This window comes from Streptomyces sp. KL116D (genome assembly GCF_030766975.1).
Classification (GTDB): Bacteria; Actinomycetota; Actinomycetes; order Streptomycetales; family Streptomycetaceae; genus Streptomyces; species Streptomyces longispororuber_A.
The window spans coordinates 141,549-154,550 of record NZ_JASERH010000084.1; the positions used below are offsets into that span (position 1 = coordinate 141,549).

Genomic DNA, 13,002 nt, shown 5'->3' on the forward strand with positions numbered 1-13,002 from the left:
AGCCTAACGAGCGGATCGTGCCGGTCGAACGGGCCCCGCGCGGTGCCCGCGGGCGCCGCTACGCGTCGTGGACGGTCAGCGCTCCGGCGAGGTCGAGTTCGGCGTTGCTGCCGTGGGCTCCGGCGCGGACGAGCAGGACGGCGCCGAGCGCGGTGCTCCAGAAGGTTCTCGCCTCCACGTTGAGCGGGCGACGCGTGCTCCAGCCGCGCGTGTCGACGAGCTGGCTCACGAACCGTTCGGACTGCCGGAAGAGCAGTTGGAGGTGCTGGTCGATCACGGGGGCCAGTTCGGGCTTGGCGATCCCGGTGGCGAGGGCTCGCGCGACGGACGGGAGCGAGGGCAGTGCCAGCACGGCGCGGGCGATGTTGCGCCGGAACGTGGCGGCGTCCGGGGCCTGGCGGCCGATGCGCTCGATCCGCCGGGTGTCGTGCAGCAGGCACAGGAAGGCGCCGTGCACGAGCAGGGAGTCCTTGGAGCCGAAGTAGTAGGTGACCTGGTTGGGGAAGACCCCCGCCGCCTTCGCGATCTCCGCGACGCTCACCTCGCCGCCGGGCCGCTCCGTGCACAGCTGGGCCGTGACCTCGATCAGCCGGCGCCGCGTCGCGCGCCCTCGGTCCAGTGCCGGGGTCGGGGTCGCCCGGGCGTCGGTTCGCTTCTTCTCCACCCGCGGATTGTATGTGATACAAAAAAGATGCACTCGTTTGTATCGCATACAAGAAAGGCTGGAGCACATGCACAGGACGGACGTCGTCGTGACCGGACTCGGCGCGATCACACCGCTCGGTGGGGACGTGGCTTCCACCTGGGACGCTCTGCTGGCCGGCCGGTCCGGCATCCGCGGGGGAGCCCTGCGCGACCAGGAGGGCACGGGCGTTCCCGACACCGTCGCGGGAACGATGGCCGTCGACCCCGCCGAGTCGCTGCCACCGGTGCGGGCCAGGCGGCTCGACCGGTCGCAGCAGGCGGCCATGGTCGCGGCGGCCGAGGCATGGGCCGATGCCGGCGCCCCTGACGTGGACCCGGACCGGCTCGCCTCGGTGATCGGCACGGGCATCGGTGGCGTACGGACGCTGCTGGAGCAGGACGACGTACTGGAGGCGTCCGGGACCCGGCGCGTCTCTCCCCGCACCATCCCGATGCTCATGCCCAACGCGGCTGCGGCACTGATCAGCATCGAGTACGGGGCACGGGCCGGCGCCTACACGCCCGTCTCGGCGTGCTCGTCCGGTGCCGAGGCGATCGCGCTGGGGGCCAGGCTCATCCGGGCCGGTGAGGCGGACGTGGTCGTCGTCGGCGGAACCGAGGCCGCCATCACCCCGCTCACCGTCGCCGGATTCACGCAGGCACAGGCACTGTCGCGCGACACCCTCGAACCCGCGTCGGCGTCACGGCCGTTCGCCGCCGACCGCAGCGGCTTCGTCCTCAGCGAGGGCGCCGCCGTCCTGGTGCTCGAGAACGCCGAGCACGCCAGGGCCCGGCACGCCCGCGTCCACGCGGTGCTCGCCGGCGCGGGCATCGCCGCCGACGCGCACCACATCACCGCCCCCGCACCCGACGGCACCGGCCAGGTCTCCGCCATGCGCAAGGCACTCGCCCAGGCAGGTCTCGCACCCGAGCGGATCGGCCACATCAACGCCCATGCCACCGGAACCCCGGTGGGCGACGCCGCCGAGGCCCGGGCGATCGGAGAAGTCTTCGGCAGCCGGGCCACCGCGACCGCACCCAAGGCGGCGCTCGGCCACCTCTTCGGCGCCGCCGGCGCGATCGAGGCGCTCATCGCCGTCCTCAGCGTGGAACACGGAGTCGTCCCGCCGACCCGCAACCTCGAGAAGTCCGGCGTCGACGAGGACATCGACCTCGATGTCGTGACGGAGCGACGGGACATCCCCCAGGATGCCGTGCTCAGCAACTCCTTCGGCTTCGGCGGACAGAACGTCTCCCTGGTCGTCACGACCGCACGGTGACACACGGAGACATAGAGACATAGAGACGCAGAGACACTGAGACCACTGCCCTCCGCGCGATCACGGAGCGACCGGCCGGCGCGGCACGGCTCCTGCGAGAATCCGTCCATGGCAGCCGATACCGCGTATCACGGGGAGATGGGCCGGCAGTTCGCACTCCAGGCCACGCACAGCGCCTACAACGCGTACACCGATCGCCCGGCCATGCTCGAACTCGCCGGTGAGGTGAACGGCCTGCGCGTACTGGATCTCGGCTGCGGGGCCGGGCACTACGCCGCCGACCTGCTGCGGAAGGGAGCGCGGCAGGTGGTCGGCGTCGAGGGCAGCGAGACCCTGCTGCGGGCCGCACGGGAACGGCTCGGCGACAGAGCCGTCCTGCACCAGCACGACCTGGAGGAGCCCCTGTCGTTCCTGGCGGACCAGTCGTTCGACCTCGCCGTGATGGCCCTCGTCTACCACCACATCGACGCACGGGCCCAACTGCTCGCGGAAGTACGACGCGTGCTGCGGCCGGGTGGCACGCTGCTGGTCTCCACCACCCACCCCACCGGCGACTGGACCTACTTCGGCGGTTCCTACTTCGCCGGTGAGCGGGTGGAGCTTCCCTTCGGCGACGGATACGCCCTCAGCTACTGGCGCATGACGCTGGAACAGTTCCTGGGAGAGCTGCTCGGGGCCGGATTCGTGCTGGAAGAGCTGAGGGAACCGCGCGCCACGCCGGAGGCCCGGCAGGTCGACGTCCGCCGGCACGACAAGACCCACCAGCAGCCGCACTTCCTGGCCGTCAGGCTCCGGCGTCCGTGACGCGGTCCGCGAGCTCAGCCGGCGGTCGGCTTCCGGTCGGCGGCCGGCGGTGGTGAGCAGCGCGGTGATCTCCTGGGCGAGGTCCGTGCCGAGTTCGCCCCAGCCGTCCTTGTAGCCGTAGACGCTCGCCAGGCTGCGGGCGTCGTAGTCGCCGTTCATGATGTCGATGTCGGCGGGGGTGATGAGCGACGGATGGGCGACGCCGAGCAGCGCCCGAGATCTTCAGCAACTCCCGGCGCAGAGTGCGCAGGTAGACGAAAGCGGCCCGCTGGGCTTCGACGGCGCGTCGACGCCGCGCACCAGCCACGGGCCTGGGTGGCGATACCGGTCGGGCACTTGTCCGTGTGGCACTTCTGGGCCTGGATGCAGCCGATGGACAGCATGGCCTCGCGGGCCACGTTGATCATCATGTCGACGCCCAGGGCGAAGGCCACCGCGGCGTTCTCCGGCAGACCGAGCTTGCCGGACCCGATGAAGGTGACGTCGTCCGTCAGGCCCCGCTCGGCGAACGCGGGGTAGACGCGGGAGAAGCCCATCCCGGAACGGCACCGACACGGAGTCGGCGAAGATCAGCGGAGCCGCCCGGTGCCGCCCTCGCCGCCGTCGATGGTCACGAAGTCGACGCCGCGGTCACCCCGCGCCATCAGCGTGGCCAGCTCCTCCCAGAAGCCCATGTCGCCCACGGCGCTCTTGATCGGCCGGCAGTCCGGTCTCGGTGGCGAGCAGTTCCACGAAGTCGAGCATCGAGTCGACGTCGTGGAAGGCGCTGTGCCGGGAGAGGCGCAGTCCTTGCCCACCGGGATGCCGCGGATGCGGGCGATCTCGGGGTCACCTTCGCACCCGGCAGCATCCCGCCGAGCCCCGGCTTGGCGCCCTGGGACAGCTTGATCTCCAGTGCCATCTCGCGGGGCGCCCGCGACCACGGCCTTGAGCTTGTCGAGGTTGAAGGTGCCGTCGTCGTTGCGGCAGCCGAAGTACGACGTGCCGATCTGCAGGACGAGGTCACCGCCGCTGCGGTGGTACTCGGAGAGGCCGCCCTCGCCGGTGTTGTGCATCGTGCCGGCCAGCGCCGCGCCCTTGTTGAGCGCCGTGATGGCGGGTCCCGACAGCGAACCGAAGCTCATCGCCGATATGTTCACGACGCTGGCCGGCCGGAACGCCTTGGCCCGCCCGCGCGGCCCGCCAGTACCTTGGCCGAGGGCAGCGGCGCCTGCGCGGTCGTGCAGATCGGGCAGTGCCCGGCGAACGTGCGCTGCTTGATGTAGGCGTGGCCCTGCACGTGCTCGACGTCGTTGTCGGTGCCGAACCCGAAGTAGTTGTTCTCACTCTTCGCCGACGCGTAGATCCAGCTGCGCTGGTCGCTGGCTGAACAGGCGCGTTCCTCGTCGTTGGAGGTCACGACGTACTGCCGCAGCTCAGGGCCGATCGCCTCCAGCAGGTACCGGGCGTGCCCGAGCACGGGAAGTTCCTGAGGAGCGCGTGCTTCTTCTGGACGAGGTCGCGGGCCGCCACCAGGGCCAATCCGCCGCGGCGGCCGCACGCAGATGCTCCGAGCACGCATGAACGTTCCCTTTCCTCGACTGCTGGATCCCCGACGCAACCGCCGTAGCGGCGGCGGACGTCATGGACGCCCGACGACGGATCCGACCGGCATGGGCCGGTGCCCGACGACGCGACGCCCCACGAGCCTAGAGGTCCGGAGCGACGGCGGACGGCTCAGCCCTGTGCGTCAGCGCCGCGCAGCGCGGGCAGTTCTGGACTCGGGAGCGTGAGAGGATGGCCGACGATTTAAAGGCGATGGCGGACAGAGGAAGCCGGTGCGATTCCGGCGCGGTACCGCCACTGTGATCGGTGAGCCGATCCCGAAAGGCCACTGCCCGTACGGGTGGGAAGGCCGGGACCGGCGGTGACCCGAGAGCCAGGAGACTCACGCTGTCGCCTCCTCGACGGGTACCGGGGCGGATCTCCCGGTGAGAGGAGTGGGGCATGACAGGAACACCGACCGGAGTCGCGACGCCGGCCGAGGGCGCGCGGGAAGCGGCTCCGAGCCGGGTGGTGGTGTGCCGACCGTTGCTGCGGCACGGTGAAGGTGGCCGGTGACCACGCGGCGCAGACGGCACGGTTGCGGTCCGCGGTTCCCGTGCGCGTCTCGGAATGTCTGGACGTGTGCGAGCAGGCGAACGTCATCGTGGTGCAACCGTCGGCCGAGGGACGCGCCGGCGGAGCGCGTCCGGTGTGGCTCTGGGCTCGTCAACGACCCGGAGGCGACGGAGGACATCGTCACGTGGGTGCGGGAGGGCGGGCCCGGCGTCGCGCCGATGCCCGAGATCCTCGACCTGTACGTCGTCACGCCTCCCGGCGCCGGACGACACGGTGAGCGGTTCCGGTATGGAGGAGCGGGCGAGGGCGGCCTCCGCCTCTGTGGGTGACGCGCTGCGCGACGTGGCCGGACTGGGCGGATTCTTCGACCTGCCCAGCACGGCCGGCGCGGCCGGTCCGCGAAGGGCCACGCGTCGTTCGCGGACGGATTCGCCGAGCGCGCACGCGAGGTGAACCGCAGGTTCGGGACGAGCGAGGCACGCGTCGGAGTGTCGATGGTGCACCTGGGGCCGCGGCCCGGCTGTGGTCACCACTCCTGGCGTGCACCGTCCTGCACGGGATCGTGCCCGACCTGAGGAACCTGGAATGGGTCGACGACACCTCGGCCGTCCGGTTGCAGGGGCCTCCCGAAGGCCGCCCGGCAGGCGAACCGCTGACGTGGCGGTCGGGGTGTACGAGCAAGTGGCCCATCCCTTGGCGGAGTTGGAGGGCACGTTCGAGGTGAAGGTCGCGCGGCGGCTCCTGGACGGGAACGTCGCCTCCGCGCTCGTAGGGTCCGCCGCCGTGCTCGCTGCGAGTCCGCCCGACGCGCGCTCGGCGGTGCTCCGTCTGACCCGCGACCGCTGGGCACGGGACGCCTCGTGGGTACGGGCAGCGTCACCGGCCCGGATCTGACGTTCCGGCGGCGCAGCTGCTGCCTGCTCTACCGTGCCTCGAACGGCGGCAAATGCGAGTGACTGCTGCCTGTGAGCGCGGTGACGCGACGAGGCGGACCGCAAGGAGCACCGACACGATCACGAGCTCAACTGCCTGAACCTGCCCGCAATGCACGGACTGACCGACCGCCGGGAAGACGGCAGTCAGGGAGCAGCCGCGGGCAGTCAGGGAATGGCGTGCGATGCGCGTTCGTCGCGTTCCATGGAATGCGACCGCTGGAATGCCGCGACGCGGACACCACTCAACGGGGCGGGGATCAGCCGCACTTGGTGCGCAGCTCCGCGATGGCGTTCTCGAAATCGGTGAGGGATTCAAAGGCGCGGTATACGGAGGCGAACCGCATGTAAGCCACCGGATCAAGTTCGCTCAGCGGCTCGAGAACGGCCAATCCCACCTCGTGAGTGGACAGTTGCGCGCTCCCGGTGGCCCGCACGTTCTCCTCGACCTGCTGACCGAGACGGTCGAGCATGTCCTCGGTGATGGGACGGCCTTGGCACGCCTTGCGGACGCTGCTGACAATCTTGGTGCGACTGAAAGGCTCGGTCACTCCACTGCGCTTCACCACGAGCAGGGAGTAGGTCTCCAAAGTGGTGAAGCGCCGCTGGCACGTGGGGCACTGCCGCCGTCGGCGGATCGACGTCCCGTCGTCGGTCGCCCGGCTGTCGATGACGCGACTGTCGGGGAGCCTGCAGAAGGGCAGTACACCGTTCGTTTCCTCTCGGGATGCATGAAACGGCCGGGGCATCTTCCGCTGTCCGGCCGATCGCGCGACGACATCGATCATATCCGAACTGACCTGGGCTTATTCATCAGATCTACAAATCGGACGGCCCCTTCGGCGCGGAGTGCCGGAGAAGTGCCGACGGGTGCCGAGCGGGTGCCGACGGGTGTCGAAGCGGGGCCGAGAATCGGAGGGCCGAGCCGATTGCCTCTTCAGCCGAATTCCTCCCGGGTGGGCAATTGCGCGCCGCTCCAAGCCACTGGCAACGGCCCTCCTTCGCTGCCCGGCAGCCCCGTCAGAGAGGGCGAACGCGAGTCTTGAGCAGGCAGAACGCATTGCCCTCGGGGTCGGCGAGGACGTGCGCCAGACTCGTCGCCGGTCTGCCCGACGTCGGCGGGGCGGGCCCCGAGCTTCAGGAGGCGTTCGAGTTCGGCGTCCTGGTCGCGATCGGTGGCGTTGACGTCGATGTGCAGCCGGGGCTTGGTCTCGTCCGTCGGCTCCTCGGGGCTGAGGATGATGGTCGGCGCTGCGGGCCGCCGAACCCTTCGCGCGGCCCGATCTCGAGGCTGCCGTCCTCCTCGCGGCCGAGTACGACGAAGTCAAGGACCTCGCACCAGAACCGGGCCAGCGCCTCGGGGTCCCGGCAACCGAGCACGAGTTCAGTGATACGACATGCCATGGACGAAACCTGCTCTCAGCGTCGGGACTGCCGGGGCGGCCGCACGCGGAATCCTGGGCTCGCCGCCGTGAGGACATCGCTCGAGACGTTACCGGGCGGGACGAGCAGGCGCGAAGCGCTTCGGGGCTGTCCCCGGACGCGTACGGGTGGTGAAGCTCCACGGCCGCGTACTGCACGGGCCCGGTCCGGGGTCCGGCGTGCCGGCCTCGCCGGGGTCGTTCGCCGGGCCGGGTGCAGTGGGCCCCGGCCCGGCGGTGTCAGAGACGCGGGAGTGTCGAGCTCGGCGCGGACGGTGCGGGCGGCGGCGACGAGGTTCTCCAGGGACGCGCGCGTCTCGGGCCAGCCGCGGGTCTTCAGACCGCAGTCCGGGTTGACCCAGAGCCGCTCGGCGGGGATGGCCTCAAGTCCCGTACGCAGCAGGGCGGATGCCTCGTCGCGGCTGGGGACGCGGGGAGTGGATGTCGTAGACGCCGGGCCCGGCCTCGCGCGGGTAGCCGTGCTCGGCCAGTTCGCGGGCGACCTGCATGTGTGAGCGCGCCGCCTCCAGGCTGATCACGTCCGCGTCGAGATCGTCGATCGCCTGCACGATGTCGCCGAACTCGGCGTAGCACATGCGCGTGTGGATCTGCGTCTCCGGCCGCACGCCGGCAGTGGTGACCCGGAACGCCTCGGTGGCCCAGGCCAGGTAGTCGGCGTGGTCGGCGGCGCGCAGCGGGAGGGTCTCGCGCAGCGCGGGCTCGTCGACCTGGATGACCGAAGTGCCGTTCGCCTCCAGGTCGTTGACCTCGTCGCGCAGGGCGAGGGCGACCTGGCGCGCGGTGTCGCCGAGGGGCTGGTCGTCACGGACGAACGACCAGGCGAGCATGGTGACCGGCCCGGTGAGCATGCCCTGACGGGGCGGCCCGTCAGGGACTGCGCGTACGCGGTCCAGCGCACCGTCATCGGCTCGGGCCGGGAGATGTCGCCGGCCAGGACCGGCGGGCGGACGTAGCGGGTGCCGTAGGACTGCACCCAGCCGGCCTGCAGGGCGAGATAGCCGGTGAGCCGCTCGGCGAAGTACTGCACCATGTCGTTGCGTTCGGGCTCGCCGTGCACGAGGACGTCGATGCCGGTCTTCTCCTGGAAGGAGATGACGTCGCGGATCTCGGTCCTGATGCGTTCCTCGTAGCCCGCGGTGTCGATGCGGCCGGACCTCAGGTCGGCGCGCGCGGTGCGCAGTTCGGTGGTCTGCGGGAAGGAACCGATCGTGGTGGTCGGCAGCAGCGGCAGATCGAGGTGGGCGCGCTGGGCGGCGGCCCGCTCCGCGGGTGGGCCTGGGCGCGCCGGGTGTCGGCCTCGGTGACGGCCAGCGGCGCGGGCCCGGACGGCCGGGTCGCGGGTGATCGGGGAGGCGGCGCGGGAGGACAGGGCGGCCCGGTTGACGGCGAGTTCGGCGGTGATCGCGTCGGTGCCCTGGGCGAGGCCCTTGGCGAGCGTGGCGATCTCGGCGGTCTTCTGCCGGGCGAAGGCCAGCCAGCGCAGGATCTGCGGATCGATGTCGCGCTCCAGCGACGCGTCCAGGGGGACGTGCAGGAGCGAGGAAGAGGCGGCCACGTCGACCCGGTCGGCGAGGCCCAGCAGGTGCCGAGCGTGGCGAGGACTGCTCCAGGTCGTTGACCCAGATGTTGCGGCCGCTGACGACCCCGGCGACCAGGCGCTTAGCCGGGCAGTCCGCCGACGGCGGCGAGAGCGTCGAGGTTGGCGGCGGCCGCTTCGGTGAAGTCGAGGGCGAGTCCGTCGACCGGGGACGCCTGGCGAGGACGGGCAGGGCGTCGCCGAGGCGGTCGAAGTAGCTGGCGACCAGGAGCTTGGGCCGGTCGGTGAGGGCACCGAGATCAGCGGTAGAGCGCGCGCGGCGGCGTTGAGTTCCGCGGGGGTGCGGTCCTGGACCAGGGCGGGCTCGTCGAGTTGCACCCACTCGGCGCCCGCCGCGCGCAGGTCGGCGAGGACCTCGGCGTAGACGGGCAGCAGCCGGTCCAGGAGGGTCAGCGGGTCGAAGTCGGCGGCCACACCGGGGGCGGGCTTGGCGAGGAGGAGGTACGTGACCGCCGACCAGGACCGGCCGGGCGACCAGTCCGAGGGCCAGGGCCTCCTTGAGTTCCGCGACCTGCTTCGTGGAGTCGGCCGTGAAGACGGTGCCGGGCCCCAACTCGGGCACCAGGTAGTGGTAGCTGGTGTCGAACCACTTGGTCATCTCCAGCGGCGCGACGTCCGCGTGCCGCGGGCCATCGCGAAGAGGCCGTCCAGGGCGTCGGCGTCCACGGCGGCCCGGTGGCGTTCGGGGATCGCACCGACCATCACGGTCGTGTCGAGGACGTGGTCGTAGAGGGAGAAGTCGCCGGTGGGGACTTCGGTGATCCCGGCGGCGGCCAGTTCCTGCCAGTTGGTGCGGCGCAGGCCGGCGGCGGTGGCCCGGAGGGCGTCGGAGGTGACGCGGCCCTTCCAGTAGCCCTCGACGGCCTTCTTGAGCTCGCGGTTCTGGCCCGGCGCGGGTAGCCGTACACGGTGGCCCGTGCCGCCGCGGCTGCGTCCTGGTGGTCACGGAGATCTCCTTCGAGAGACGTATCCCTGGGGTCCCGAGGACCTGTACGCACGAAGGAGTGACACGGACGGCGGTGCGCTCTCGCGCCGGATGGCGCGGTCGTCCGCCTGATGTGTACGCCGACCCGCCCACGAGGTCACCGGGATGTCCGTGCGCGCGTCGTACGCCCACGGGCAGGTGGCAGGTCTTCGGACTCGTGAGCACGTCCATCCGACCGGACGGACTCCTAGTGGCCGTCGCTTCCCAGATCCCTTGCCGGGACCCAGTGCGTATGACGGCGGTCGTTCTCACTCACCGCTGCGGCAGTCCCGGAATTCCACCGGGTTCCCTCTCTGCGACGCCCTGTCCGGCTGACAGGGCGAACCAGCTGCGGGAGCCACCTTATGGGTTCGCGGTCGAGGATCGCTGGGTCGTCCGGAATCGGGAGGGTGAAGTGAGACACGTCGACGGGTGGCGGCGCAGGAGGCCGGGGTGCGCGGAAGGCTGATCGGGCCTGCACAATGCAGGGATGGATCATGCAGTCATGAAGGTCGTCGCGGCGGCCGTGGTCGAGGACGGGAAGCTGCTCGTCGTGAGCAAGCAGGCAGCGCCGGACGTCTTCTACATTCCGGGTGGCAAGCCCGAGGCCGGAGAACAGCCCGAAGAGACCCTGGAACGGGAGTTGCGGGAAGAACTGGGTGTAGAGCTGCGGACACGCTCGAACATCTCGCGGTGGTGGAGGAGACGGCAGCGCTGGAAGGCGTGCCCATGCAGCTGACCGTGTTCTCCCGCGACGCTGATCGGTGACCCGGTCCCCGCGGCCGAGCTGGCGGCCCTTCGCTGGACCGACGGCCGGGACGCGGGCCTGCGGTTGGCGCCGGCCGTCGAGCACCACCTGCTGCCGTTGCTGCGCCGCCAGGAGTGCTCGGGACGTCCAGCGGCGGGTGACACGGGCCGAGGGGGTGCCGGCGGGTGACACGGGCCGAGGGCGTGCTGCGTGGAAGCGAACAACGCCAACAGTCGTCGCGACCTCCGCCAGACTGGAGCGGCGCACGAGGTCGTCGACCGAGAGGCGCAGCGGCGGCACGAGGCGCGACAGAGAGTTTCGATCATGGCTGACTTCATCCGCACGGGGAGACTGTTCCGGATCGTCCGGTCTCGATCCGTCCCACCGGCAGCTCTTCCTGCAGAGCGAAGCGACGACGGCGGACCGACCACCACGCGCATCGAGATATACATCGCTACGTGGAGCTGATGCTCCTTCAGCCCGTCTACGGCAACGGTCTCCACATCCGGCGCGCCGCCTCCGGGGAGTTCGCCGTGCTGCAGGAGCGGCACCGGCTGGATCCGGCCGACGCCGAGTACACGTGGATGCTGGAGCCTGACGGGGACAGCGCTTCGTCATCGGGGGCATCCCGAGCTGGCGCGAGGCGGAGTACGAGCTGATGGGCGACCGGGAATTCCTGTTCGACTGGTCCAAGCCGTGGCCGCCGGACTTCCCGGTGGAGACGGGCCACGTCCTCTGACCCGCCCGCCACGGGGCCTGGGTTCCTGCCTGCGGGGCCTTCTCGGTCTGCTCGGTCGGTGGCCGGCATCCACCGGTCGGGCTCACTCGTACCGGTAGTTGAGCGACTCCGCCTCCGCCCGCTCGACGTCGGCGATCGTCAGCCCCGGCCGGCGCAGCAGCGACTTGGGGCGTTCTGCAGGGTGTCCAGACGCTCGTTGCCGGTCGCGTCCGGTATCGCCACCGTCCGTGCGTCGAGGACGGAGGCGAACCCGGCGGGGCCGCCGCGCGGGGAGACGTCGCAGGTGCCCTCGGCGTCCGTGTCGGCGATCAGGGCCAGCGACGAGGCAGGCGATCAACTGCCGGGTATGGTCGGTGAGTTCGGTCATCTGCTTCCGTACGGCCGCGTCGCTGGGCGCCGCGTAGGTCTGGCGCAGCGTCTCGTGGTCGGGCACCGCGTCGAGGAGGAGCGAGTCGAAGGCGCTGCGGGCCAGGGAGGTCGTCATGCCTCTGGCCCTAGAGTGGGGCCGATGGCTCCTGGCGGGTGGGTGGCCTCCCGACGTGGAGACCGGAGGGTGGGGGCTGAACACCATCGCCGGCGCACAACCCGCCAACTCGCCGCCTTTAGGTTCGGCCCGGTTCGGCCTGGCCCGGCGCCCGTGCCTCGGCTACCCGGCGATGTAGCCGACCTCGGATGGCGCGACGACGCGCCCCACAGCACGTGCCCGGTGTCCGGGCGGCCGCGCAGGTGCAGATCGAAGAAGGCCCGCACGGTCGCCCGCACGCCGGCCACCGCCCGGTCGGCGGGGATCGCGCCGATCTGCAGCGTGTCGCGGACCGGCTCGGGGACCTGCGGGGCGAGCGCCACGATGTCGGTGAAACAGTTGTGGTCGGCGTCCGCGAGGCGAAGGCAGCGGCGCCAGTCGCTCAGGTGCGCCCAGAACGGGGGCCAGGACCCGTCCTGCTGGTTCAGTCCGTCGTGGACGACCGTGTCCATGAGCAGGAACGGCCGGTCGAGGCCGTGCTCGACCACCGGCCCGTACAGCAGCGCCGTCCAGATCGATGCCGGCGCGCACCCGCTCGTCCAGGAACATCACCGACGCGGACGCCGCGCCGCCCCGGGAGTGGCCGAACGCGCCGACGCGCGTGAGGTCCAGCGCCCGGTGCAGTCCGCGGGAGGAGGGGGCGTCGCTCTGCGTCGGGGTTGCCGCCCCGCTCCAGTACGGTCAGTTGGTCGAGGACGAACCGCAGGTCAGCGGCCCGCACCGCGACGGCGGCCGTGCGGGCCTTGTCGCTCGCGTCGTCGGGACGGTTGACGACCACACGGCCGTCCGGGAACTCGACCTCACCCGAGTCGTAGGGATGGTCGACGGCGACCACGACGTAGCCCCAGGAGGCCAGTTCCTCGATGACCAGCGTGTTGAACGTGCGGTCCGCGTTGTATCCCGGCGAATGGATCAGCACCGACGGCGCCCGGGGCGAGCCGGGGCGCCGACCGCGCTGTGGGTCGTCGGGAGCGCGTAGCCGTCCACGGCGCCCCCGAAGCGGGCCTTCAGGGCCCGCTCGGCGCCGGACGGCAGCCAGGGCATCATGGTGCGGCCCCGCACGTCTGCGGCCGGGTACGTCACGGTCGCCATCACCTCCCGCGGCTGTCCCGACCAGGGGTCGGTCCGCGAGGGGTCGGCGAGGTGCAGCTCTGCGGCGCCACCGGCGAGCGGCCGGTCGGCCCGGCCA

General features: G+C 71.2%; 14 protein-coding genes, 5 pseudogenes and 2 riboswitches. Of the genes and pseudogenes, 7 read left to right on the plus strand and 12 right to left on the minus strand.

Annotated features, from left to right (window positions below; all coding sequences use genetic code 11):
- Nucleotides 1-58 precede the first annotated feature (58 nt).
- Nucleotides 59-664 (minus strand): TetR/AcrR family transcriptional regulator C-terminal domain-containing protein, encoded by a 606-nt coding sequence (locus RBJ77_RS32695; protein WP_372348290.1) that lies wholly within the window; start codon nucleotides 662-664, stop codon nucleotides 59-61.
- Nucleotides 665-731: 67 nt separating this feature from the next.
- Between RBJ77_RS32695 and RBJ77_RS32700 the strand changes: the two genes are divergently transcribed.
- Nucleotides 732-1,964 carry a beta-ketoacyl synthase gene (locus RBJ77_RS32700; RefSeq protein WP_372348291.1) on the plus strand — a complete coding sequence of 411 codons (1,233 nt, stop codon included), beginning with the start codon at nucleotides 732-734 and terminating at the stop codon, nucleotides 1,962-1,964.
- A 108-nt stretch (nucleotides 1,965-2,072) separates the two neighbouring features.
- On the plus strand, nucleotides 2,073-2,768 hold the full coding sequence (locus RBJ77_RS32705; RefSeq protein ID WP_372348292.1) for a class I SAM-dependent methyltransferase: 696 nt from the start codon (nucleotides 2,073-2,075) through the stop codon (nucleotides 2,766-2,768).
- A gap of 155 nt (nucleotides 2,769-2,923) precedes the next feature.
- On the opposite strand, the gene RBJ77_RS32710 is transcribed toward RBJ77_RS32705, so the two are convergent.
- The 4 genes and pseudogenes from RBJ77_RS32710 to RBJ77_RS32725 all read right to left on the minus strand — a co-directional run bounded on the left by RBJ77_RS32710 (nucleotide 2,924) and on the right by RBJ77_RS32725 (nucleotide 4,227).
- Nucleotides 2,924-3,304 (minus strand): glutamate synthase-related protein, encoded by a 381-nt coding sequence (locus RBJ77_RS32710; RefSeq protein WP_372348293.1) that lies wholly within the window; start codon nucleotides 3,302-3,304, stop codon nucleotides 2,924-2,926.
- Nucleotides 3,305-3,411: 107 nt separating this feature from the next.
- Nucleotides 3,412-3,669, minus strand: a complete 258-nt coding sequence (locus tag RBJ77_RS32715) for a glutamate synthase-related protein (RefSeq protein WP_372348604.1) — start codon at nucleotides 3,667-3,669, stop codon at nucleotides 3,412-3,414.
- Nucleotides 3,599-3,892 (minus strand): annotated as a pseudogene (locus tag RBJ77_RS32720) (glutamate synthase-related protein); the annotation flags it as partial. The pseudogene RBJ77_RS32720 and the gene RBJ77_RS32715, both read right to left, overlap by 71 nt.
- Before the next feature lie 11 nt (nucleotides 3,893-3,903).
- On the minus strand, nucleotides 3,904-4,227 hold the full coding sequence (locus RBJ77_RS32725) for a hypothetical protein (protein WP_372348294.1): 324 nt from the start codon (nucleotides 4,225-4,227) through the stop codon (nucleotides 3,904-3,906).
- A gap of 347 nt (nucleotides 4,228-4,574) precedes the next feature.
- Nucleotides 4,575-4,697, plus strand: a riboswitch (cobalamin riboswitch).
- Between the two features lie 57 nt (nucleotides 4,698-4,754).
- On the opposite strand from RBJ77_RS32725, the pseudogene RBJ77_RS32730 reads away from it, so the two are divergent.
- The 3 genes and pseudogenes from RBJ77_RS32730 (at nucleotide 4,755) to RBJ77_RS32740 (ending at nucleotide 5,824) form a co-directional block, all read left to right on the plus strand.
- Nucleotides 4,755-5,197: pseudogene (locus tag RBJ77_RS32730) on the plus strand ((2Fe-2S) ferredoxin domain-containing protein).
- Between the two features lie 352 nt (nucleotides 5,198-5,549).
- Entirely contained in the window at nucleotides 5,550-5,762 is a 213-nt protein-coding gene (locus RBJ77_RS32735; RefSeq protein ID WP_372348635.1) for a hypothetical protein, read from the plus strand.
- Entirely contained in the window at nucleotides 5,729-5,824 is a 96-nt protein-coding gene (locus RBJ77_RS32740; protein WP_372346924.1) for a (2Fe-2S)-binding protein, read from the plus strand. The genes RBJ77_RS32735 and RBJ77_RS32740 overlap by 34 nt, the downstream gene beginning before the upstream one ends.
- A 236-nt stretch (nucleotides 5,825-6,060) precedes the next feature.
- Here RBJ77_RS32740 and nrdR read toward each other — a convergent pair whose 3' ends face one another.
- From nrdR to metE, 3 genes and pseudogenes are all read right to left on the minus strand, one after another.
- Nucleotides 6,061-6,549, minus strand: coding sequence for a transcriptional regulator NrdR (gene nrdR / locus RBJ77_RS32745; protein WP_372348605.1), 489 nt, complete (start codon nucleotides 6,547-6,549; stop codon nucleotides 6,061-6,063).
- Nucleotides 6,550-6,820: 271 nt separating this feature from the next.
- Nucleotides 6,821-7,204 (minus strand): annotated as a pseudogene (locus tag RBJ77_RS32750) (VOC family protein).
- Nucleotides 7,205-7,480: 276 nt separating this feature from the next.
- Nucleotides 7,481-9,837, minus strand: a pseudogene (metE, locus tag RBJ77_RS32755) (5-methyltetrahydropteroyltriglutamate--homocysteine S-methyltransferase); the annotation flags it as partial.
- A 109-nt stretch (nucleotides 9,838-9,946) separates the two neighbouring features.
- Nucleotides 9,947-10,168: riboswitch (cobalamin riboswitch) on the minus strand.
- Nucleotides 10,169-10,293: 125 nt separating this feature from the next.
- Here metE and RBJ77_RS32760 point away from each other — a divergent pair.
- Complete coding sequence (locus RBJ77_RS32760; RefSeq protein ID WP_372348295.1) at nucleotides 10,294-10,542, plus strand: NUDIX domain-containing protein; 249 nt, start codon at nucleotides 10,294-10,296, stop codon at nucleotides 10,540-10,542.
- 476 nt (nucleotides 10,543-11,018) lie between these two features.
- A complete protein-coding gene (locus RBJ77_RS32765; protein WP_372348296.1) occupies nucleotides 11,019-11,210 on the plus strand; it encodes a hypothetical protein in 192 nt (63 codons plus the stop codon).
- A 227-nt stretch (nucleotides 11,211-11,437) separates the two neighbouring features.
- On the opposite strand, the pseudogene RBJ77_RS32770 reads toward RBJ77_RS32765, so the two are convergent.
- From RBJ77_RS32770 to RBJ77_RS32785, 4 genes and pseudogenes are all read right to left on the minus strand, one after another.
- A pseudogene (locus RBJ77_RS32770) lies at nucleotides 11,438-11,774 on the minus strand (pyridoxamine 5'-phosphate oxidase family protein); the annotation flags it as partial.
- Complete coding sequence (locus tag RBJ77_RS32775) at nucleotides 11,771-12,301, minus strand: hypothetical protein (protein ID WP_372348297.1); 531 nt, start codon at nucleotides 12,299-12,301, stop codon at nucleotides 11,771-11,773. The pseudogene RBJ77_RS32770 and the gene RBJ77_RS32775, both read right to left, overlap by 4 nt.
- Nucleotides 12,238-12,732 carry a hypothetical protein gene (locus RBJ77_RS32780; RefSeq protein ID WP_372348298.1) on the minus strand — a complete coding sequence of 165 codons (495 nt, stop codon included), beginning with the start codon at nucleotides 12,730-12,732 and terminating at the stop codon, nucleotides 12,238-12,240. The genes RBJ77_RS32775 and RBJ77_RS32780 overlap by 64 nt, the downstream gene beginning before the upstream one ends.
- Complete coding sequence (locus tag RBJ77_RS32785; protein ID WP_372348299.1) at nucleotides 12,726-12,905, minus strand: hypothetical protein; 180 nt, start codon at nucleotides 12,903-12,905, stop codon at nucleotides 12,726-12,728. The genes RBJ77_RS32780 and RBJ77_RS32785 overlap by 7 nt, the downstream gene beginning before the upstream one ends.
- Between the last annotated feature and the right edge of the window lie 97 nt (nucleotides 12,906-13,002).